Here is a 19110-nt window from a genome sequence, read left to right on the forward strand (position 1 = left end):
CGGGCGCGAGGACTCCAGGTTGCGGCCGAAGCCGTGTCGTCGACAATGGTCGGGTGTTCACCGTGGGATTCGATCTGGATATGACGCTCGTCGACACCTCCGAACGCATCCTTCGCGCCGGTCTACGTGCGTTCGAGGAATTCGGCGCATCGGTGGACCGCGCCCAGGTCGTTCCGTTCCTCGGCGTGCCGATGGCGGACGTTGCGGAGGCACTCGTTCCCGGCATCGACACGGAGGCCTATATGCGGGCCTACCGGCTGCACTACGACCACGACGACGCCACTGCAGTACCTGTGATGCCGGGCGCACGCGAACTCCTCGACCACATCCACGTCACAGGCGGGACCGCTGTCGTCGTGTCCGCGAAGCAGCATGCCGCAGCGGAACGAGCGCTCGTCGACGCCGGCCTGGCAGACCGAGTCGATACTGTGTGGGGCGACTTGTTCGCGGCGCGCAAGGGTGAGGCGCTGCAGGATATCGATGACCTCGTCGCGTACGTGGGAGACCACGTAGAGGATGCAAAAGCCGCGGCGGCGGGTGGTTGCCCGTTCATCGGCGTAACGACCGGGGTGTTCGTCGAGGCGGAGTTGCGCGCGGCCGGCGCTGTGCTCGCCGTGCGGGACCTGCGCGAGATCATCGATTGGCTCGACGCGGCGCCGAGACCCGCTGTCTTATAGGCGGCGTCTCGGCGCCGCCGCGACCCGTGCGGTGACTGGCGCCACAAACGATGACCAATGTGTTGGGCAGACTATTTGACTTGCTTACGACAATGTAGTCGGAATGCCACGTGAGGAATCGTCGATCGAGTGGGTGACCTACGGTGACTCGTTGGCGCACCGGCTGGTCGCCATCCGCAAAGAGCGGGGCCTGTCCCAGGAGGCGCTCGCGCAGCTCGCGGGCGTCCATCGCAACCAGGTGTCCAACATCGAGCGGAACGTGAGTTCGGGCGATCGCTCGGCGGACCCGCACCTGTCCACGATCTATGCGCTCGCGTCGGCTCTCGGTGTCGCCCCTAAGCTGCTTCTTCCGGATGTCGATACCCTGGTGGCGCGGCGATCGGCGGAACAGGAGTCCGCCGAGGCCATGTCTCGGGTGGAAGACGACTTGCGAGAGCTACTGCAGCGCACGTACTTCCGATCCACCGAGGAGTAGTAGCCCAATAAACGACGACGCCGTCCCGATCGAGTCGGGACGGCGTCGTCGTTATTCCTGCGCGCCTACCGTTTGGCGGGCGCCTTGACCGCTTGGGCGGGGTACTTGCCGCAGTCCTTGTACGCCTGCCGCAGTGTGCTCTCGATGTCGGCCTCTTGGCCGACCATCTGTAGACCGGTCACAGAGCCGCGCAGCACGAGTCCTACGAGCTGTAGCTGTCGAGATCCCGGGTCGGCGGCGACGATGTCCGAGAACGTCTTCGGCCCACCGGCGGCATCCTGCAGCCGGTCGTATAGCCCCGGCGACAGATGGTTGGCCGCCGCCCGGACCTGGCCGACGGTGCACGAGGTGCCGGGCACCTTCCTCGCCAGGTCGAGCTTGCCGGCAGCGGGCCGCGGCTTCGGTGTCGGCGCAGGAGCTGCGGCCGCGATCGGTGCCGCGATCATGGCGGCCGCGCCGAGACCCGCTACGGCGGCCACGGTGCGGCGAGCGAGCGGGAGTGCGCGCGTGGGCATCGTTCCGCCTCTCAGTACTGGCTGCAGGTCGCGATGACCTTGGCGATCTTGGCGTCGATCTCCTGCTTGTGTGCCGCGTAGTACTTAGCGGCCAGCGGATTCTCCTTCTTCAGTTTGTCGATCAGGGCGCCTCGCTGCTCGGGCGTCGACGTGATGAAGGTTTCGGCCTGGGCCTTGCCGCCGGGTACCTGGGCGAGCGCGGCGGTCGCCTCGGGCGCGATGGCGTTGGTCGCTCGCTCGACCTGGGCGACGGTGCAGTTGGTGCCGGGGACGTGGTCATTGGGGGCCGCATTGGCGGTCGCAGGGATCAGCGAGAGCGATACGGCGCCCGCGCCGGCCGTGACGGCGCACGCGATGCGCTTGGTGACGGTGTTCATTCGGGCCTCCTTGGCTTCGGGTACGCACACGACTGTGCGTGGCGAGCCTGAGATTACTGTGAGAATGCCGTCTTGCGTTGGTAAACCAGCACATCAGTGGGGCGGACGTGGCTTGTGATACCGCGACCGGGGTTGCCGATCCGCTGGCGACAGAGCTCGTCTACGCCGGTTTCTCGCAGCAGAAGATCGCCGTCCCGGGGAAGATCGCGCCGCGTAGCGGGCTCCACTGACCCCACTCCTCGGTCAAGCCCTCTGGCCACTCGGGTTCGAGCAGGTCGTACAGCACCAGCCCGGCGCTCACGATCTCGCGCACGCGGTCCCCGACGGTGCGATGGTGCTCGACATAGCTGGGCACGCCCTCGTCATCGACCTCTACGTACGGTGATCGGTCGAAGTAGGGGAGTACGGCCTCGAGGCCCGCCGGCCCAGGGTCGTCGCGGAAGATCCACCGCATCGGGTGGTTGACCGAGAAGACGAATCGGCCTCCGGGGCGCAGCACTCGCGCCACTTCGGCCATCACCCGTGCCGAGTCCGCGACGAATGGAATCGCCCCGAAGGCGGAACACGCCAGGTCGACGGACGCGTTCGCCAGCGGCAGGTCCTCGGCCCCCGCTTGCAGCAGCAGCGGGTTGTCGCCCCGGACGAGCGGCCGTCCGACGTCGAGCATCCCGCGGGACAGGTCGAGCGCGACGACCCTCGCGCCCTGCGTCGCGAGCCACCGTGCGCACGGCGCGCTTCCGCAGCCGACTTCGAGCACCGTCCGGCCCGCGACGGTGCCCAGAAGCCGCATGTCCTCCTCGTGCAGGCCCTCGGGGCACCACACGAACTCGCCATCGGCGCTCGCAGTTCCCAGGAATGCCCCGTGTTCGACGTGGTAGGCGTCCGCGTCGGCGTCCCACCACCGCCGGCTCGCGGCCTCGCTGCCGGCGGAGTCCCGGCGCAGGTCCGGGGTGGAGCGGTGGCTCACGGCGGCCCTCCTGAGGCGACGACTAGGGTGATTCCAAGGTTGCTCTGAGCTGCGCGGGGCCGGGTTTGCCCAGCTAACAGGCCGTAGAGTACTGTGGCACACGCGTGTGCGCATGCACCCGTATCCCTGTACCTACTAGCACCGTGTCCGGAGCAAACCACCTAATGCCCACCACTACAACTTCGTCGCCGCAGGTCGCAATCAACGACATCGGGTCGGCAGACGAGTTCCTGGCCGCAATCGACGCCACGATCAAGTACTTCAACGACGGCGACATCGTCGAGGGCACCATCGTCAAGGTCGATCGCGACGAGGTCCTTCTCGACATCGGCTACAAGACCGAGGGTGTCATTCCCTCGCGCGAGCTGAGCATCAAGCACGACGTCGACCCCTCCGAGGTCGTCAACGTCGGCGATGAGGTCGAGGCCCTTGTTCTCACCAAGGAGGACAAGGAAGGCCGCCTCATCCTTTCCAAGAAGCGCGCACAGTACGAGCGCGCCTGGGGCACCATCGAGGAGCTCAAGGAGAAGGACGAGGCCGTCAAGGGCACCGTCATCGAGGTGGTCAAGGGCGGTCTGATCCTGGACATCGGCCTCCGCGGCTTCCTTCCCGCCTCGCTCGTCGAGATGCGCCGCGTGCGCGATCTCCAGCCGTACATCGGCAAGGAGATCGAGGCCAAGATCATCGAACTCGACAAGAACCGCAACAACGTGGTGCTCTCGCGCCGCGCGTGGCTCGAGCAGACGCAGTCCGAGGTCCGCTCCGAGTTCCTGCACCAGCTGCAGAAGGGCCAGGTCCGCAAGGGCGTCGTGTCCTCGATCGTCAACTTCGGTGCGTTCGTCGATCTCGGCGGCGTCGACGGTCTGGTGCACGTCTCCGAGCTGTCCTGGAAGCACATCGACCACCCGTCCGAGGTCGTCACCGTCGGCGACGAGGTCACCGTCGAGGTTCTGGACGTCGACCTGGACCGCGAGCGCGTCTCGCTGTCGCTCAAGGCGACGCAGGAGGATCCGTGGCGCCAGTTCGCACGGACCCACGCCATCGGTCAGATCGTGCCCGGCAAGGTCACCAAGCTCGTCCCGTTCGGCGCGTTCGTGCGTGTCGAGGAGGGCATCGAGGGCCTGGTGCACATCTCCGAGCTGGCTGAGCGTCACGTGGAGGTCCCGGACCAGGTCGTCTCCGTCGGCGACGACGCGATGGTCAAGGTCATCGACATCGACCTCGAGCGTCGCCGCATCTCGCTGAGCCTCAAGCAGGCCAACGAGGACTACACGGAGGAGTTCGACCCGTCGAAGTACGGCATGGCCGACAGCTACGACGAGAACGGCGAGTACATCTTCCCCGAGGGCTTCGACCCCGAGACCAACGAGTGGCTCGAGGGCTTCGACAAGCAGCGCGAGGAGTGGGAGGGTCGCTACGCCGAGGCGGAGCGTCGCCACAAGATGCACACCGCGCAGATGGAGAAGTTCGCTGCCGACGAGGCCGCGGAGGCCGCTGCGGGTACGTCCGCCGGCGCGAACTACTCGAGCGAGTCGGGCGACCGCGAGCAGGTGGCGTCCACTTCGGGTGGCGGCTCGCTGGCCAGCGATGCGCAGCTGGCCGCTCTCCGCGAGAAGCTGTCGGGCAACGCCTGATCGCATAACGCATAGTCACTGAAGGCCCCCTCCCACGGGAGGGGGCCTTCAGCGCGTTCCGGGGCCCGTGCCTGGTTCCGGCCCGTGCCTCGTTCCGGCCCCTGTCGAGACTCTGCGTCGTGCCCGGATGCACGCATGGCGATATGCGCCTTTGACAATCGGCAATCATTGTCTATAAGACTTCTTTACATGAACAGCAACACGATTCGACACAGGGCTGCGCTTCTCCTCGCCGGCACAGTGATGCTCGGCGCATGCGCGCCCGGCGACGACAGCGCGTCGGAGTCCGAGACGGGGACCGGCACCACCTCATCGGCCTCGGCGCCGGTGGAGGAGCGGCGCGTGACGCCGCGCCTCGCGATCACGCACGACGGCGGGGTCACCGTCGTCGACGGCAGGACCCTCGAGACAGTCGCCGACTTGCCGGCCGCGGGCTTCGTCCGAGTCGCTCCCGCCGGCGACGGGCGCCACGTGCTGCTCTCCGAGACCGAGGGTTTCCGGGTCCTCGACATGGGCACGTGGGCCGAGCCGCACGGTGACCACTCGCACTTCTACACAGCGGATCCGAGCAGTACGGACGTGGTGTTCGAAGCCGAGAAGCCCGGCCACGTCGTTCGTCACGACGGTCGCACGGTCCTGTTCGCCGACGGCAGCGGTGTGGTGACATCGTTCGAGTCCGGAGCCCTCGCCGAGCCGGGCAAGGCGGCTCAGAAGCCGAAGACCGAGACCTATACAGCCCCGGACGCGCATCACGGCGTGGCCGTCGAGCGTGGCGACCATTCGCTGCTGGTGACCGTCGGCACGGAGAAGGCGCGCTCGTCTGTGGTGATCCTCGACCGCGACCGGCGCGAGGTCGGCCGTACCGATCAGTGCCCCGGCGTGCACGGCGAGGGAGCGGCCGCGGGCGGCGCCGTCATGTTCGGCTGTGAGGACGGCCCGGTCGTGGTGCGCGGCAACGAGATCCGCAAGGTTGCGACGCCGACTCCGGGCTACGCGCGCACCGGCAACGCTGCGGCCACGGAGGCGCACAGAGTGGTCCTCGGCGACTACAAGGTCGACAAGGAGGCGGAGCTCGAGCGACCGACTCGGGTCTCCCTCATCGATACCGATGCCGGCACGATGAAGCTCGTCGAGCTCCCGGCGTCGTACAGCTTCCGGTCTCTTGCCCGCGGCCGGTTCGGTGAGGCGTTGGTACTGGGGACCGACGGCCACCTGCGCGTCCTCGACCCGGACACGGGCCAGGTCGTGGGAGATGTCGAGGTGACGAGGCCCTGGACCGAGCCCGAGGATTGGCAGGAGCCGCGTCCGGCGGTCTACGCACAGGGCGATACCGCCTACGTCACGGACCCGGCGACCAAGACGATCAAGGCGGTGACCATCTCGTCGCGCTCGGTTGCGCGGGAGGGCAGGCTCGCCGAGGTGCCCAACGAGACCACGGGCGTGACCGGCGGGAACAGCTGACGGCTCAGTCGAGTCGTTCGCCCGTCTGCGGATGGAACAGGTGCACGGTCGGCTCGACTTGGCGCAGCCGGATCGCCTGGCCTATCCGGGCGACCGTCTGGCGCGGGCAGCGGGCGACCAGCGTGACGGGGCCGCCGCCTGCGGCCTCGACCTTCGGGTCGTCGATGGTTGCGTAGACATAGGTGTCGCTGCCGAGGTCTTCGAGGATCGCGACCTCGGCGGGCACACCGTCCTGCCCCGCGGCGAGCCCTAGCGACTCCGGCCGGATCCCGACGGTGACCCGGTCCAGGCCGGAGCTCCGGAGGCGGGCGGCATCGTCGTCGGTGAGGTCGACGGTGCCGCCCGCGACCTGTATCGCGCCACCGGCTACGGGCGCATCGAACAGGTTCATGGCGGGCGACCCGATGAACCCCGCGACGAACGCGTTGCGTGGGCGGGCGTACAGCTCGGCGGGTGAAGCGAACTGCTGCAGCTCACCGAATTTCAGCACTGCTACCCGGTCGCCCATGGTCATGGCCTCGACCTGGTCGTGGGTGACATAGACCGTGGTAGTGCCCAGCCGCCGCTGCAGTGCTGCGATCTGCGTACGAGTCTGCACCCGCAACTTGGCGTCGAGGTTGGACAGCGGCTCGTCCATACAGAAGACCTGCGGCTCGCGGACGATGGCGCGGCCCATCGCCACGCGCTGTCGCTGACCGCCGGACAGCTTGGCCGGCTTGCGGTCGAGATAGTCGGTGAGATCGAGCAGCTTGGCGGCTTCCGCCACTTTGGCTTTGCGCTCATCGACGGGAATGCCTCGCATCTTGAGCGCGAAACCCATGTTCTCGCCGACCGTCTTGTTGGGGTACAGGGCGTAGTTCTGGAAGACCATGGCGATGTCGCGGTCCTTCGGCGCGACGCCGACCATACTGCGCCCACCGATCTTGATGGTGCCGGAGTCGATCTCCTCGAGACCGGCGAGCATGCGTAGGGCGGTCGACTTGCCGGAGCCGGACGGCCCCACCAGGACCACGAACTCGCCGTCCTCGATATCGAGGTTGAGCGAGTCGACGGCCAGGGTGTCGGCGCCGGGGTACACGCAGCACGCGTTCTCGTACGTGATGGAAGCCATCGGTTTCTCCTACTTGATAGCGCCGAAGCTGAGGCCTCGGACCAGCTTGTTCTGTGCGATCCAGCCACACAGCACGACGGGCAGAGCGGCCAGCACGGAGGCGGCCGAGAGTTTGGCGTAGAACAGTCCCTCGCTCGACATGAAACCGACGAGCGCCACCGGCACCGTCTGAGCCCGCACAGCCGTCATGTTGACGGCGAAGAAGAATTCGTTCCACGAGAAGATGACGCAGATGAGGGCGGTGGCGGCGAGGCCGGGTGAGATCAGGGGCAGGATCACCTCGCGCACCGAGGTCCATAGGCTCGCGCCGTCCATGCTTGCGGCTTCGAGAAGCTCGCCCGGCACCTCGAGGAAGAACGAGCGCATCATCCACACGGCGATCGGGAGGTTCATCGACGTGTACAGGATCACCAGCGTCCACACGTTGTCGAGCAGGCCGATCTTCCCGACGATGACGTATAGCGGGATGATCGCCGCGACGATCGGCAGCATCTTCGTGCTGATGAAGAAGAACAGCGCGTCACGGGTCTTGCGCACTGGTCGCAGCGACAGTGCGAACGCCGCCGGAACCCCCAGCAGCAGAACGAGGATCATCGATACGACGGTGGCGAAGAGCGAGTTGAGGATCGCCGTGCCGACTCCGCCGCTCAGCACGCTGGAGAACTCCGACAACGTCGGGGTGAAGAAGAGCTTCGGCGTCGGCGTGGCCGCGTCCTTCTCTTGTTTGAACGCCGTCAGCACCATCCAGAGCACCGGGAAGAAGAAGCCGATGCACAGGATCCAGGTGAGGGCGGTGAGCGCAGATCCGCCGGGGGAGAAGCGCTTCCGCCGGGTGACCCGTGCCGCGCCGGGCGGCGTCGTTCCAGTGGTGGTGATCGCGGTACTCATGCCGCCTCCTCCGTTCCCGAGAAGCTCGTGAAGATCAGGCGCAGCGCGAGTGTCGACACGATGATCGTGACGATCACTGTCACCACGCCCATAGCCGCGGCCTGGCCGATGTCGAAGCCGAGGAAGGCCCGTTGGTAGATGTAGTAAGGCAGGTTGGCGCTGGAGACTCCCGGGCCGCCCTGCGTCATCATGTAGACGGTGTCGAACGTGTTCACCAGGTAGATGGCGCCGAGCACCGAGCCGAGCTCGATGAATCTACGTAGGTGCGGCAGCGTCAGCTCCCGGAACAGCCGGACGCTGGTGGCGCCGTCCACACGTGCGGCCTCTGCTATGTCGCGGGGCATGGACTGCAGACCGGCCAGGATCAGCAGCATCATGAACGGTGTCCACTGCCAGACGAGCTCCGCCATGACACACGGCAACGGGAAGCGGCTGAGCCAGTCGACCGGTCCGATTCCGACGAGGCTGAGTAGCCAGTTGACGATCCCGTTGGACGGATCGAAGAGGCTGGTCTTCCACAACAGCGCACCCGCGACGGGGGTGACCAGGAACGGAGTGATGAGCAGTGTACGGACAATGCTGCGCCCCAGGAACTTCCGGTCGAGGAGGAGTGCGAACACCAGGCCCAGTAACACCGAGACGATCACCGTCCCGACGATCAGGACGACCGTGTTGAGTGCGACCTGCCGGAACTGACTGTCCTGGAAGACCGTCGCGTAGTTCCGCAGCCAGACGAAGTGCTCGGAGCCGGGGCGCACCAGGTTCCACGACTGGGTCGAGTAGAAGAGGGTGAACAGGAATGGGATCTGCGTGACGACGATCATGAAGATCAGCGCTGGCAACAGGGGACCGCGTCGGCGCCACCCCTCCGCACGGGAGACGTTGTCGCGCTTGGACTTGATCGTTGCCGGTCGCGGCCCCGATGCGGCCGCGGGCTCGAGTGAGGCGGTAGCCATGGCTAAGCTCCGTTCCGGTAGGTCTTGCCGACGGTGTCGGCGTACCGCTGGGCTTGTGCCAGGGCGTCGGAGACCGACTTCTGGCCTGCGACAGCGGCGCTGATCTGCTGGCTGACGAGGGTGCCCATGTCCTGGAACTCCGGGATGGCGAGGAACTGGATTCCGGTGTAGGGCACTGGATCCACCGTGGGCTTCAGCTGGTTCGCGTTCTGCATCGCCGTCAGCGTCGGACCCGCGTACGCCTGTGCGACGGCGGCATAGGCCGGCAGCTTGTACGTCGACTCGCGGCTACCCGGCGGGACGTGGCTGGGGCCGAGTCGCTGGGCCACATCGGCGATGTACTCCTTGCTCGTCATCCACGACACGAACTTCCACGCGGCGTCCTTATGGGTGCTCTTGGCGGGAATGCCGAGGGACCAGGTGTACAGCCATCCGTTGTCGCCCTTGGCTGCTCGCGGTGCCGGGACGTACCCGACCTGACCGTGGACGGCGCTGGTCGCGGGGTCCTCGAGCACCGAGACCGCGGACGTCGCGTCGTACCACATCGCGGTCTGTCCCTGTGCCATCAGGTTGGCGCACTCCTGGAAGCCCGCGGACGCGGCTCCCGGCTCGCCGTATCTGCGCACGAGATCCACGTACATCCCGACCGCCTTGGCGACCTCCGGGCTGTCGAGTCTCGCCTGCCAGCCCTGGTCGAACCAGCGGCCCCCGTAGGCGTTGATGACCGTGTCGAGTGGGGCGAGCACCTCGCCCCAACCCGGGTCACCGCGTAGGCAGATACCGTACTTCTTGGCTGCGGGCCGGTCGAGCTTCTCCGCATACGAGACGACCTGGTCCCAAGTGGGATTCGGGTCCATCGCGATGCCCGCGTCCGCGAACATCTTCTTGTTGTACATGAGGAACGACGACTCGCCGTAGAACGGGACCGAGTACATGTGCCCGTTCTCGGACAGCGCATCGCGGAGGCTCGGGATGAAGTCCGCGGCGTCGTAGCCCTGCGTGGCGTCGATGTGGGGCTGCAGGTCGGTGAGCCAGCCGTTCTTCGCCCACATCCGGGTCTCGTAGTTGCTCACCATGACGGCGTCGAACTCGCCGCCGCCGGTCGCGACCGAGGCCGTGATCTTCGCGCGAGCCTCGTTCTCCGGCAGCGACACGAAGTGAAGCTTGATTCCGGGATTGGCCTTCTCGAACTCGCCGGACAGCGAGATCGCGTCCTGCATCTGCGAGTTGGAGACGATGGCGATGGTGATGGAGTCGGAGCCGCCGCCGGTCAGCGAGCCGGCGCCGGCGCAGGCGGATACGCCGAGTCCGACCGCCGCCGCGACGGCGGCGAGACGGCCGGTGATCCGGCGGCGTGAATGCAGGAGCCGAGGTCTCATCGGCTGCCCTCCTTGCGGTCGAGGAGCCAACGCGCGGTGGCGACGTCCGTCACGGCGGTGGTGGCGTAGCCGCCGCGCAGGGCTCCGAGGATCGATTCGCGGCGGTGCTCGCCGCCGGATACGAGGATCGACGTGCGGGCCGCCCGTATGTCGTCCAGTGGCACGGACACGGTCCGCTCCACCAGGCTGGATGCGACGGCGACACCGTCGGCGTCGTAGAAGCGACCGCCGATCTCGCCGACCGCGCCCAGCGCGCGCAACTCGTCGAGGACGGCGGCATCGATGTACGCGCCCTCGAAGAGGGTTGTGGACGTCGATACGGAACCGACGCCGAAGAGCATGACGTCCGCCTCGCGGGCGGCCGAGAGCGCCTGGGACAGAACCGAGTCCCGGGTCATCGCGCGAACCGTCTCCGGGTCCGCGAACAGGGGTGCCACCAAACGCAGCGGCCGGGCGGAGAGTCGCTCGGCGAAGCGGGACAGGGCGTGGTCGACGCCGGTGTGGTAGTCGACGGAGGTCATGGATCCGTCCATCTGCACCACCCGGGCGCAGGTCGCGCCGCCGCCGAGGGCGTCCGCGACCGCGACTTGCTCTGGGCCCCAGGTGAATCCGAAGACGTCATCCTCGGAGAGACGGCGCGTGAGCACCGAGGCGCCCGCGCGTCCGAGTGCGGCGTCGCCCGACGGCGTCCCGTCCGCGTCCTCGGCCATCAGATAGGCCTCGTCGAGTTGGTACGCCTCCTCGAGTTCGCGTTCGAGGAGCGGGTGGATCGACGCCGCGAGGTGCGGAGGAGCGGAGACGCTGACGGTGACCAGCCCCTGAGCCCTGGCGCGGGCCACCAATCGGCCGGCGGTGGGGCGTGAGACTCCGAGTCGCTCGGCGATCTGGGCCTGGGTCAGCCCTTCGAGGTGGTACATGGTGGCCGCTCGCACCAGCAGGCGCAGGTCGTGGCCGGCGTCACCAGATGTGCGCGGAGTGGGGGTCACGTCGGGGCTCCGTTGCTCCAGCAGATGGCAGTCGTCCATCTGTCGTTCTCATCGTGAGCAAATGCTCACTAGCGATGAATATGCTCACTACGCTACCATTCAGGTGTGACCCACGCAACAGTCATCGGACACGTGCCCGCAGCGATGCGGGCCGCCGTCCTGTACCCGGGTGGCACCGTCGTGGTCGAGGACCGAGAGGTGCCAGCCCCCGCGCCGGGAGACGTACTGGTCCGCGTCGCCGCCGTCGGCGTGTGTGGGTCGGACGCGCACTACCTCCGGCACGGCCGGATAGGCGACTACATCGTGGACGGGCCGATCGTGTTGGGGCACGAGGCATCCGGAGTCGTCGTCGGTGTCGGTGACGGGGTCGAGCGGGCGCGTATCGGTCAGCGGGTGTCGATCGAACCGCAGCGTCCCGATCCGGTCAGCGCCGAGTCGTTGCGGGGCGAATACAACCTGTGCCCACACATGCGCTTCTACGCCACCCCGCCCGTGGACGGCGCTCTAGCCGAGTTCGTCACCATAGGTGCGGCTTTCGCGCATCCCGTACCCGACTCGGTCAGTGATACCGCAGCCGCCCTGCTCGAGCCGCTCTCGGTCGGGCTCGCGGCGGTCCGCAAGGCGGCGATCGGTCCCGGCGCCGCGGTGCTGGTTGCGGGTGCGGGGCCCGTCGGGTTGCTCGTCGCTCAGGTCGCGCACGCGGCGGGGGCCACAAGGATCGTCGTCTCCGACGTGATGCCCGGGCGCAGGGAGCAGGCGGAGCGCCTCGGCGCCACCGAGACCCGCCCCGCCGATGTCGATCCCGGCGCCGGCTACGACGCGTTCGTCGACGCGTCCGGGGCGCCGTCGGCAGTGCGGTCCGGAATCCGCGCCGTCCGGCCCGGTGGGCGTGTCGTACTGGTGGGAATGGGCGCCGACACGATGGAGCTGCCGGTGTCGCTCATCCAGAACCGCGAGCTGTCGCTCACCGGCGTCTTCCGCTACGCCAATACCTGGCACGCTGCGATCGAGCTGGCCGCCACGGGGAGGGTGCGGCTCGACGCCATGGTGACCGGTAGGTTCGGCCTAGACCAGACCGTGGAAGCCCTGAATGCGGATCGCACGCCGGGGGCGATGAAGGCGGTCGTCTTCCCGGGAGTGCCTAGCATCGACCGTGTGGATCAATGAGCGCGTCAACGACAGGAGAGCCGACCATGAGTCTCGCCGCCGACCAGGCCCCATACGAACGCGGCGGGATCCGCACGGGCATCGTTCATTTCGGCGTCGGCGGATTCCATCGCGCCCATCAGGCGATGTATGTCGACCGGCTGCTGGCCGGTAGCGGCGACGCCTCAGGATGGGGTATCTGCGGCGTCGGCCTCCGCCCCGGCGACGCGGCTATGCGCGACGCCCTGGTGCCGCAGGCGGGGCTCTACACCCTCACTCTCAAGGCGCCCGACGGCACGGTCGAGACCTCGGTGCTCGGTGCGATCGTCGACTACCTGTTCGCGCCCGACGACCCCGAGGCAGTGCTCGAGCGGATCGCGCACCCGGATACCAGGATCGTGTCGCTGACGATCACGGAGGGCGGCTACAACTTCGTCAAGTCCACGGGCGAGTTCGACGCCGCCGCAGACGACGTCGCCGCCGACCTGCGTCCCGGCGCGGTCCCTACGACGGTGTTCGGCTACGTGATCGAGGGTCTGCGCAGGCGCCGTGACCGCGGGGTCGGACCCCTGACGGTGATGTCCTGCGACAACATCGCAGGCAACGGGGAGATGGCGCGGCGCACTTTCCTCGCATTCGCCCGTCTCGCCGACCCCGAGCTCGCGGACTGGATCGAGGAAGAGGTGGCGTTTCCGAACTCGATGGTCGACCGCATCACCCCCGCGACACCACCGGGCCTGCGCGCAGAAGTGCTGCGTCGCACGGGAATCGACGACCGGTGGCCCGTGGTGGCCGAGCCGTTCACGCAGTGGGTGCTCGAGGACTCGTTCGCCGCGGGTCGCCCGCTGTTCGAGGAGGCGGGAGTGCAGGTGGTGCCCGACGTGGCGCCATACGAACTCATGAAGCTGCGCCTGCTCAACGCGGGCCACCAGGCACTGTGTTACTTCGGCTACCTGCTCGGCTACCGCTTCGTGCACGACGCCGCCGCAGATCCGGACATTCGGAAGCTGTTGCGCCGCTACATGAATTCCGAGGGGCGTCCGACGTTGCGCCCCGTGCCGGGAGTCGACCTAGACGCCTACGTCGAAACCCTCGTCGAACGCTTCTCCAACCCTGCGATCGCGGATACCGTCGCCCGGCTCTGTCAGGACTCCTCGGACCGCATCCCGGCGTGGCTGGTGCCCGTGATCCGCGAGCGCCTGGACGCGGGGGGTGACGTTTCGATCGCCGCCGCGATCGTGGCGAGCTGGACCCGCTACGCGGAGGGGGTCGACGAGGCGGGACATCCCATCGATGTCGTCGACCCCCTCGCTGCCACGCTCACCGAGCGGGCGCTCAGGTCCCGCACGGAACCGCTTGCCTTCGTGTCGGATCCGGCTCTGTTCGCGGACCTGGCCGAGCGGCCCGGATTCACGGAGCCGTACCTGGCGGCGCTGTCCTCGCTGCGCCGGCACGGAGCGCGCGCGACGCTGGCGGAGATCCTGGCGTAGGGCCACGTCGCCGCCCGGCGTCATCGTCCAAGCGTGAGGGGCTCCGCCTCCCGGTAGCGCTTGCGCACGTCGGGAGTCGGCGCTGCCGTGAACGTCTCGAACCTGGCCGCCGACCAATCCGGGGCGACGTCCTCCAGCACCCATGCCGCCTGCCGTGCCGCGCCCAGCGCCACGTACTCGCCGGGCAGCGGCGTGGTCACTTCCCGTCCGAACACCGCAGGTGCGATAGCGCGCACAGCCGCGGACCGAGAACCACCGCCCACCAGCACGATTCGCTGCACGGAGGTGCCCTGTGCCTCGATCGCGTCCAGGCAGTAGGCCAGCGAGCAGAGCAGTCCCTCGACCGCGGCACGAGCGATGTTCGCCGGAGTGAGGTTGGTGCCGGTCATGCCGTGCAGCGCTCCCGAGGCCCCGGGCAGGTTGGGGGAGCGCTCGCCGCCCAGGTACGGCACATACGCGAGTCCGCCGGCGCCCGCGGGAGCCGAGATCGCCATGTCGGCGAACGTGCCGAGGTCGACGCCTAGCGCGCGCGCCGTGGCGGCGAGCACCGGAGCGCCGTTCAGCGTGCAGACGAGCGGCAGGTGGTGCCCGGTCGCGTCCGCGAACCCGGCGACGATGCCGGACGGATCGTTGGGCGCCCCGGTCGCCACCGCGCTGACCACACCGGAGGTTCCGATCGAGACGATCGCATCGCCGGGTCGCGCGCCGAGGCCCAGTGCGGCCGCGGCGTTGTCGCCGGCGCCGGGACCGAGAGCGGCTCCGTCGGGGGTGGCTCCCGCGACCGCGGCAGGGCCCAACACCCGGGGTAGTTCCGGCCGGCGCCCCCGCAGCGCGAGTTCGAGCAGATCCGTTCGGTACTCGTCCGCCGCGGCCGAGAAGTAGCCGGTGCCCGACGCGTCGCTGCGGTCCGTCGCCAACGTGCCGAGCTCGGCCGCGCCCGAGAGCCGCCAGGTCAGCCAGTCGTGCGGGAGGCATACCGCCGCGGTCCGATCCGCGTGCGCAGGTTCGTGATCCGCGAGCCAACGCAGTTTCGCAGCGGTGATCGCGGCGACCGGAACAACGCCGACCGCGTCGGCCCACATGTCCGGCCCACCGAGATCGGAGACCAGATCGGCCGCGGCGTCGGCAGAGCGTACGTCGTTCCACAGCAACGCATCCCGGACCACGGCGCCGGCGTCGTCGAGACACACCATGCCGTGCTGCTGGCCGCCCACCGCGAGCGCAGCGACGTCACCCACACCGCCGGCAGCCGACACCGCTACCTGCAATGCGTCCCACCAGGATTCGGGGTCGACCTCCGTCCCCGGGGGGTGCGGTGCGGCGCCCGAACGGACGACTGCGCCCGTCGCCGCGTCGCAGACGACCACCTTGCAGGACTGGGACGACGAGTCGATTCCGGCGACCAGTGGCATTCCGCCATCCTCGCAGACGGTCCGTATTCTGTACGCATGATTCGCATCGGACTCACGGGCGGCATCGGCGCCGGCAAGTCGACGGTGGCGCGGGAACTCGCGGCTCTCGGAGGGGCGGTCGTGGATTCGGACCGGATCGCGCGCGAGGTCGTCGAGCCCGGTACTCCGGGCCTGGCGGCCCTCGTGGAGGCGTTCGGGGAGACGATCCTCGCTGAGGACGGAAGCCTCGACCGCCCCGCGCTCGCCGCGGTCGCGTTCGCCGACGACGAGTCCCGGAAGAGACTCAACGCGATCACGCATCCGCTCGTCGGGGCACGGGCGCAGGAGGTCATCGATGCGGCCGGCCCCGACGCCGTCGTAGTGCAGGACATCCCGCTCCTCGTGGAGGGCGGCTTGGCGCCGGCGTTCCATCTCGTGATCGTCGTCTGGGCCGACGCCGAGGAGCGGGTGCAGCGGCTCGTGACGCAGCGCGGCATGTCGGAGGAGGACGCCCGCGCCCGCATCGCGGCGCAGGCCACCGACGAGCAGCGCCGGGCGGTCGCCGACGTGTGGCTGGACAACTCCGGAGCCCCCGCGGCCATGCCTGCTCGCGTGCGTGAGCTGTGGGAGAGGCGTATCGCGCCGTTCGCCGCGAACCTGGCCGCCGGTCGCCCTGCGGGGCCGGGTTCCACATCTTCGGGTGGGGGAGCGTCGGGCGCAGTCGCGGACGCCGATCGCCGGGCGGCCCGCGTGCGGTTGGCGCTGGGGCAGGACGCCGCCGTGGACGTGGCGAGCGGCGTGGTGGAGGTGACCCCGGTCTCGGGCGTCGACGCCGCAGCGCTCGCTCCGAGGTTCGCAGCGGCCGGTTTCTACCCGGTCGCGGGCGGCTATGCGGGCGCGGATCCCGGCGTCGATACGCCGATCAGGATCCGGCCCAACGCCTGATGGTCCCGTCGATGAGGTCTGCGATGGTCTCGTCGGGGGCGTAGGTGGCGACGATGGCTGGCAGCTCGGGCAACATGCGGCTCATCGTGGGAGCCTCGGGCAGCTCGGTGTAGGCGCTGGTCCACGGTGGGTCTTGTTGTGCCTGGCCCATCGCGCACAACACCGTCACCTCGCCGACTACGTGGCCCCACACGGCGCGCCACAGGTGCACCGCCTGTTCGTCGCTCGCACCCTGCTCGAGCGCGGCCGCGAGGAAGCAGTCGTTGCTCTCGAGTGCTCCACGGCCCACATGCGTGCCCCGCGCCAGGATCGGCACGATCCAGGGCATCCGCATCATCATCCGGAACGTGTCCACTCCCACCGCGACCATGCGGTCCCGCGGTGCGCCGTCCGGTATCACCCAGTCGATCTCGTCGGCGACCTGCGTGACGATGAGGCCGAGCAATCCGGACTTGTTGCCGATGTGGTGGTACAGGCCCATCGGGCTGGAGTCGAGCTGCGCGGCAAGACGGCGCATGGAGAGTCCGTCGAATCCGTCGCGCTCGATCATCGTGCGCGCGGTGGAGACGATCTTCTCCCGCGTGAGGTTTGTCACGTCGCCGAAGTCTACGCAGTCTCGTGGGACATGCCCATCACGAGTGCCACGCCACCGGCGCGCCGGATGCGGCGAGCCACGCGTCGACGCTGTGCCCGTGCAACGTGATCCCCGACGACGCCTCCGCCGCCACGCGGATGGCCGTCTCGGCGTCGGTGATCGAGACCAGTCCGGCGGCGGCCGCTTCGAGCAACTCGTCCACGTCTACGAGCTCGATCGGGCGCCCGGGGTGCTCGACGAGGTCGAGGTACCAGTCCTCCGTATGCCACACCGCCCCTTCGCGCCAGACCCGCGCCACGTCGAGGTAGACGCGCTGGTCGCGCTCGTGCCCCGGCGTGAAACGGAAGCGCGTCGCACGCAGATGCATCCGAGGCAGCAGCCAGGACTCGAGGTAATCGAACTGCGGGTGGTCCGCGGGCCGCGCCATGTAGAGACCGAACGGCTCGTCGCGGAACTCGTCGACCGGGCGGGCGACGCCCTTCGGGTCGATGTTGACGGTGGCGGCGGTGTCGAAGGACTCGCGCTTGGGCGGATGCAGGGCGGCGTCGTCGACCGTCGCGTCGACGGTGAGTCGCTTGACCAGTGTCAGCTCGGTCGCCCCGGTCGGGCGGTCGCGCACGGCGCCCGAGGGCCGGAAGCCTCGCCGCTTGTAGAACTCCGGTGACTGGAAGTCCCAGATGCGTGCCAGTATCGCGTCCGCACCGGCCTCGCGTACGCGTGCCTCCGCCCGTTCGAGCAGGTTCGTCCCCAGGCCCAGCCGGGGCTGGCGCACCCATATCGCGCCTATGGTCAGCCAGCCGTGGGTGAGTGAGCCGACGAGGCCTCCGGAGAGCGATCCGTCCTCGTCGTAGGCGAAGACGTGCACCGCATGGGGATCCTCGCCGAAGCGCTCCAACGCGTCGCGGACCGCTGCCGAGCGTTCGAGTGCCTCGGTGTGGAGATGTCCCCGTAGTTCGTCGATATCGCCGGGGCGTTCGGGTGAATCGGTGAACCGCATACCCCGACGATACGATGCCCGCCGTGGCCCAGTACGCGCTTCTTCCCGCCCCGTCCGCGAACCGGGTGTACGCCCGCTCGGCCCTCGACCTCGTGGTGGCGGAGCTGACGGTGCTCGGCGCCGGCGCATTCGGTGGCCGGCTCTCGTCCCCCGAGGTGCGGGAGCTCGCCGGCGTCGAATACGTCCTGTTCACAGCCGATCTCAGCGCTGCCGACCTCGCATTGTTCGCGCACGCGTCGTCCGTCTACGCACTGTTCGAGATCGCGGGGGATCTGCTCCGGCCGGTCGCGGTACCGAGTCCGGACCGATACCCGAGCGACCTGCTCACGATCCTGAAATACCAGGGTAAGACGAACGAGCAGTTCACGCGCCTGTTGCTGACGGTCACCGCGGCCTCCGCCGAGCGGCCCGAGCGGCTCACCGAGGGACGTATGCGCTTGCTCGACCCGGTGTGCGGCCGCGGTACAACGCTCAACCAGGCCGCGATTCTCGGGCTCGATGCAGTGGGGATAGACGTGGACGGTAAGGACTTCGACCTCTACTCGGTGTTCCTCACCACCTGGCTCAAGGACAATCGACTCAAGCACAAGGCCGCGACGACGCCGGTCCGCCGCGAGCACGCGCTGCTGGCGAAGAAGTACGAGGCGGTGTTCGCGCCCACGCGCGAGGCATACGCGGCGGGTCACACGCAGTCGGTCACGATGTACCTCGCCGATACGGCACGTGCCGCGCAGCTGATCAGGCCGGGCACCGTCGACCTCGTGGTCGGCGACCTGCCCTACGGCGTGCGGCACGGTTCCAGCGGACCGAAGGGGCTCGCGCGCGGGCCCCTGGACCTGCTCGACTCAGCGGTCGGCGGTTGGGCTGCCACGCTGCGGACAGGTGGTGCCATGGGCCTGAGCTGGAACACGCTCGTCGCGCCGCGTGCCGACGTCGCGGCAGCCCTGGACGGTGCCGGACTCGATGTGCTCTCGGGGCCGGGATACGACGGCTTCGCGCACCGTGTCGACCGCTCGATACTGCGCGACCTCATGGTGGCGCGGAAGCGCTGAGAGCCCCGATCGTCCGCCCTGAGCTGCTCCGATCGAAACTTGTCGGTAGAGCGACCTAGGCTGGGCGC

General features: G+C 68.6%; 19 protein-coding genes. 8 read left to right on the forward strand and 11 right to left on the reverse strand.

The genetic code is table 11. The features are described 5' to 3' along the window. The first annotated feature begins 53 nt into the window (after positions 1 to 53). Complete coding sequence (locus P0W64_RS02500; protein WP_275478463.1) at positions 54 to 677, forward strand: HAD family hydrolase; 624 nt, start codon at positions 54 to 56, stop codon at positions 675 to 677. 103 nt (positions 678 to 780) lie between these two features. After that, complete coding sequence (locus tag P0W64_RS02505; RefSeq protein ID WP_275478464.1) at positions 781 to 1152, forward strand: helix-turn-helix transcriptional regulator; 372 nt, start codon at positions 781 to 783, stop codon at positions 1150 to 1152. A gap of 65 nt (positions 1153 to 1217) precedes the next feature. Here the strand turns inward: P0W64_RS02505 and P0W64_RS02510 are convergent, their stop codons facing one another. From P0W64_RS02510 to P0W64_RS02520, 3 genes are all read right to left on the reverse strand, one after another. Then, the gene (locus P0W64_RS02510) at positions 1218 to 1667 is read right to left on the reverse strand and encodes a hypothetical protein (RefSeq protein ID WP_275478465.1); all 450 of its coding nucleotides are present in this window, start codon (positions 1665 to 1667) and stop codon (positions 1218 to 1220) included. Positions 1668 to 1678: 11 nt separating this feature from the next. Further along, entirely contained in the window at positions 1679 to 2044 is a 366-nt protein-coding gene (locus P0W64_RS02515; RefSeq protein ID WP_275478466.1) for a hemophore-related protein, read from the reverse strand. A 160-nt stretch (positions 2045 to 2204) separates the two neighbouring features. After that, the gene (locus tag P0W64_RS02520) at positions 2205 to 3011 is read right to left on the reverse strand and encodes a class I SAM-dependent methyltransferase (RefSeq protein ID WP_275478467.1); all 807 of its coding nucleotides are present in this window, start codon (positions 3009 to 3011) and stop codon (positions 2205 to 2207) included. Between the two features lie 164 nt (positions 3012 to 3175). Here P0W64_RS02520 and rpsA point away from each other — a divergent pair, with 164 nt between their 5' ends. Together rpsA and aztD are read left to right on the forward strand one after the other, a co-directional pair. Next, positions 3176 to 4645 (forward strand): 30S ribosomal protein S1, encoded by a 1470-nt coding sequence (gene rpsA / locus P0W64_RS02525; protein WP_275478468.1) that lies wholly within the window; start codon positions 3176 to 3178, stop codon positions 4643 to 4645. Between the two features lie 189 nt (positions 4646 to 4834). Then, positions 4835 to 6106 carry a zinc metallochaperone AztD gene (gene aztD / locus P0W64_RS02530; protein WP_275478469.1) on the forward strand — a complete coding sequence of 424 codons (1272 nt, stop codon included), beginning with the start codon at positions 4835 to 4837 and terminating at the stop codon, positions 6104 to 6106. Between the two features lie 4 nt (positions 6107 to 6110). Here aztD and ugpC read toward each other — a convergent pair whose 3' ends face one another. The 5 genes from ugpC to P0W64_RS02555 are packed head-to-tail and all read right to left on the reverse strand — an operon-like array spanning position 6111 to position 11465. After that, positions 6111 to 7217: a sn-glycerol-3-phosphate ABC transporter ATP-binding protein UgpC gene (gene ugpC / locus P0W64_RS02535; RefSeq protein ID WP_275478470.1), complete on the reverse strand. Its 1107-nt coding sequence runs from the start codon at positions 7215 to 7217 to the stop codon at positions 6111 to 6113. A 9-nt stretch (positions 7218 to 7226) separates the two neighbouring features. After that, complete coding sequence (locus tag P0W64_RS02540; RefSeq protein WP_275478471.1) at positions 7227 to 8105, reverse strand: carbohydrate ABC transporter permease; 879 nt, start codon at positions 8103 to 8105, stop codon at positions 7227 to 7229. Beyond that, complete coding sequence (locus tag P0W64_RS02545) at positions 8102 to 9061, reverse strand: sugar ABC transporter permease (RefSeq protein WP_275478472.1); 960 nt, start codon at positions 9059 to 9061, stop codon at positions 8102 to 8104. The genes P0W64_RS02540 and P0W64_RS02545 overlap by 4 nt, the downstream gene beginning before the upstream one ends. Positions 9062 to 9063: 2 nt before the next feature. After that, positions 9064 to 10440, reverse strand: coding sequence for a sugar ABC transporter substrate-binding protein (locus tag P0W64_RS02550; RefSeq protein ID WP_275478473.1), 1377 nt, complete (start codon positions 10438 to 10440; stop codon positions 9064 to 9066). Continuing rightward, positions 10437 to 11465, reverse strand: coding sequence for a sugar-binding transcriptional regulator (locus tag P0W64_RS02555; RefSeq protein WP_275478474.1), 1029 nt, complete (start codon positions 11463 to 11465; stop codon positions 10437 to 10439). Before P0W64_RS02555 ends, P0W64_RS02550 begins: the two co-directional genes overlap by 4 nt. 105 nt (positions 11466 to 11570) lie before the next feature. Here P0W64_RS02555 and P0W64_RS02560 point away from each other — a divergent pair, with 105 nt between their 5' ends. Further along, positions 11571 to 12593, forward strand: coding sequence for an NAD(P)-dependent alcohol dehydrogenase (locus tag P0W64_RS02560; RefSeq protein WP_275478539.1), 1023 nt, complete (start codon positions 11571 to 11573; stop codon positions 12591 to 12593). Between the two features lie 26 nt (positions 12594 to 12619). After that, on the forward strand, positions 12620 to 14062 hold the full coding sequence (locus P0W64_RS02565; protein WP_275478475.1) for a mannitol dehydrogenase family protein: 1443 nt from the start codon (positions 12620 to 12622) through the stop codon (positions 14060 to 14062). Positions 14063 to 14082: 20 nt separating this feature from the next. Here P0W64_RS02565 and xylB read toward each other — a convergent pair whose 3' ends face one another. Continuing rightward, the gene (gene xylB / locus P0W64_RS02570; RefSeq protein WP_275478476.1) at positions 14083 to 15474 is read right to left on the reverse strand and encodes a xylulokinase; all 1392 of its coding nucleotides are present in this window, start codon (positions 15472 to 15474) and stop codon (positions 14083 to 14085) included. A gap of 36 nt (positions 15475 to 15510) precedes the next feature. On the opposite strand from xylB, the gene coaE reads away from it, so the two are divergent. Further along, positions 15511 to 16398: a dephospho-CoA kinase gene (gene coaE / locus P0W64_RS02575; RefSeq protein ID WP_275478477.1), complete on the forward strand. Its 888-nt coding sequence runs from the start codon at positions 15511 to 15513 to the stop codon at positions 16396 to 16398. On the opposite strand, the gene P0W64_RS02580 is transcribed toward coaE, so the two are convergent. Next, positions 16376 to 16993, reverse strand: coding sequence for a TetR/AcrR family transcriptional regulator (locus P0W64_RS02580; RefSeq protein WP_275478478.1), 618 nt, complete (start codon positions 16991 to 16993; stop codon positions 16376 to 16378). The two genes, coaE and P0W64_RS02580, sit on opposite strands and share 23 nt — an antisense overlap. Positions 16994 to 17030: 37 nt before the next feature. After that, positions 17031 to 17990 (reverse strand): GNAT family N-acetyltransferase, encoded by a 960-nt coding sequence (locus P0W64_RS22530; protein ID WP_343232833.1) that lies wholly within the window; start codon positions 17988 to 17990, stop codon positions 17031 to 17033. Positions 17991 to 18013: 23 nt separating this feature from the next. On the opposite strand from P0W64_RS22530, the gene P0W64_RS02595 reads away from it, so the two are divergent. Further along, positions 18014 to 19042 carry an SAM-dependent methyltransferase gene (locus tag P0W64_RS02595; protein ID WP_275478479.1) on the forward strand — a complete coding sequence of 343 codons (1029 nt, stop codon included), beginning with the start codon at positions 18014 to 18016 and terminating at the stop codon, positions 19040 to 19042. Positions 19043 to 19110 lie beyond the last annotated feature (68 nt).

It is taken from the genome of Tsukamurella sp. 8F, assembly GCF_029167375.1.
Lineage (GTDB): Bacteria > Actinomycetota > Actinomycetes > Mycobacteriales > Mycobacteriaceae > Tsukamurella.

Coding starts and splice junctions, on each gene's coding strand:
- P0W64_RS02505 (WP_275478464.1), top strand. CDS start 781: ATGCCACGTGAGGAATCGTCGATCGAGTGGGTGACCTACGGTGACTCG.
- P0W64_RS02510 (WP_275478465.1), bottom strand. CDS start 1,667: ATGCCCACGCGCGCACTCCCGCTCGCTCGCCGCACCGTGGCCGCCGTA.
- P0W64_RS02515 (WP_275478466.1), bottom strand. CDS start 2,044: ATGAACACCGTCACCAAGCGCATCGCGTGCGCCGTCACGGCCGGCGCG.
- rpsA (WP_275478468.1), top strand. CDS start 3,176: ATGCCCACCACTACAACTTCGTCGCCGCAGGTCGCAATCAACGACATC.
- aztD (WP_275478469.1), top strand. CDS start 4,835: ATGAACAGCAACACGATTCGACACAGGGCTGCGCTTCTCCTCGCCGGC.
- ugpC (WP_275478470.1), bottom strand. CDS start 7,217: ATGGCTTCCATCACGTACGAGAACGCGTGCTGCGTGTACCCCGGCGCC.
- P0W64_RS02540 (WP_275478471.1), bottom strand. CDS start 8,105: ATGAGTACCGCGATCACCACCACTGGAACGACGCCGCCCGGCGCGGCA.
- P0W64_RS02545 (WP_275478472.1), bottom strand. CDS start 9,061: ATGGCTACCGCCTCACTCGAGCCCGCGGCCGCATCGGGGCCGCGACCG.
- P0W64_RS02550 (WP_275478473.1), bottom strand. CDS start 10,440: ATGAGACCTCGGCTCCTGCATTCACGCCGCCGGATCACCGGCCGTCTC.
- P0W64_RS02555 (WP_275478474.1), bottom strand. CDS start 11,465: ATGGACGACTGCCATCTGCTGGAGCAACGGAGCCCCGACGTGACCCCC.
- P0W64_RS02560 (WP_275478539.1), top strand. CDS start 11,571: ATGCGGGCCGCCGTCCTGTACCCGGGTGGCACCGTCGTGGTCGAGGAC.
- P0W64_RS02565 (WP_275478475.1), top strand. CDS start 12,620: ATGAGTCTCGCCGCCGACCAGGCCCCATACGAACGCGGCGGGATCCGC.
- xylB (WP_275478476.1), bottom strand. CDS start 15,474: ATGCCACTGGTCGCCGGAATCGACTCGTCGTCCCAGTCCTGCAAGGTG.
- coaE (WP_275478477.1), top strand. CDS start 15,511: ATGATTCGCATCGGACTCACGGGCGGCATCGGCGCCGGCAAGTCGACG.
- P0W64_RS22530 (WP_343232833.1), bottom strand. CDS start 17,990: ATGCGGTTCACCGATTCACCCGAACGCCCCGGCGATATCGACGAACTA.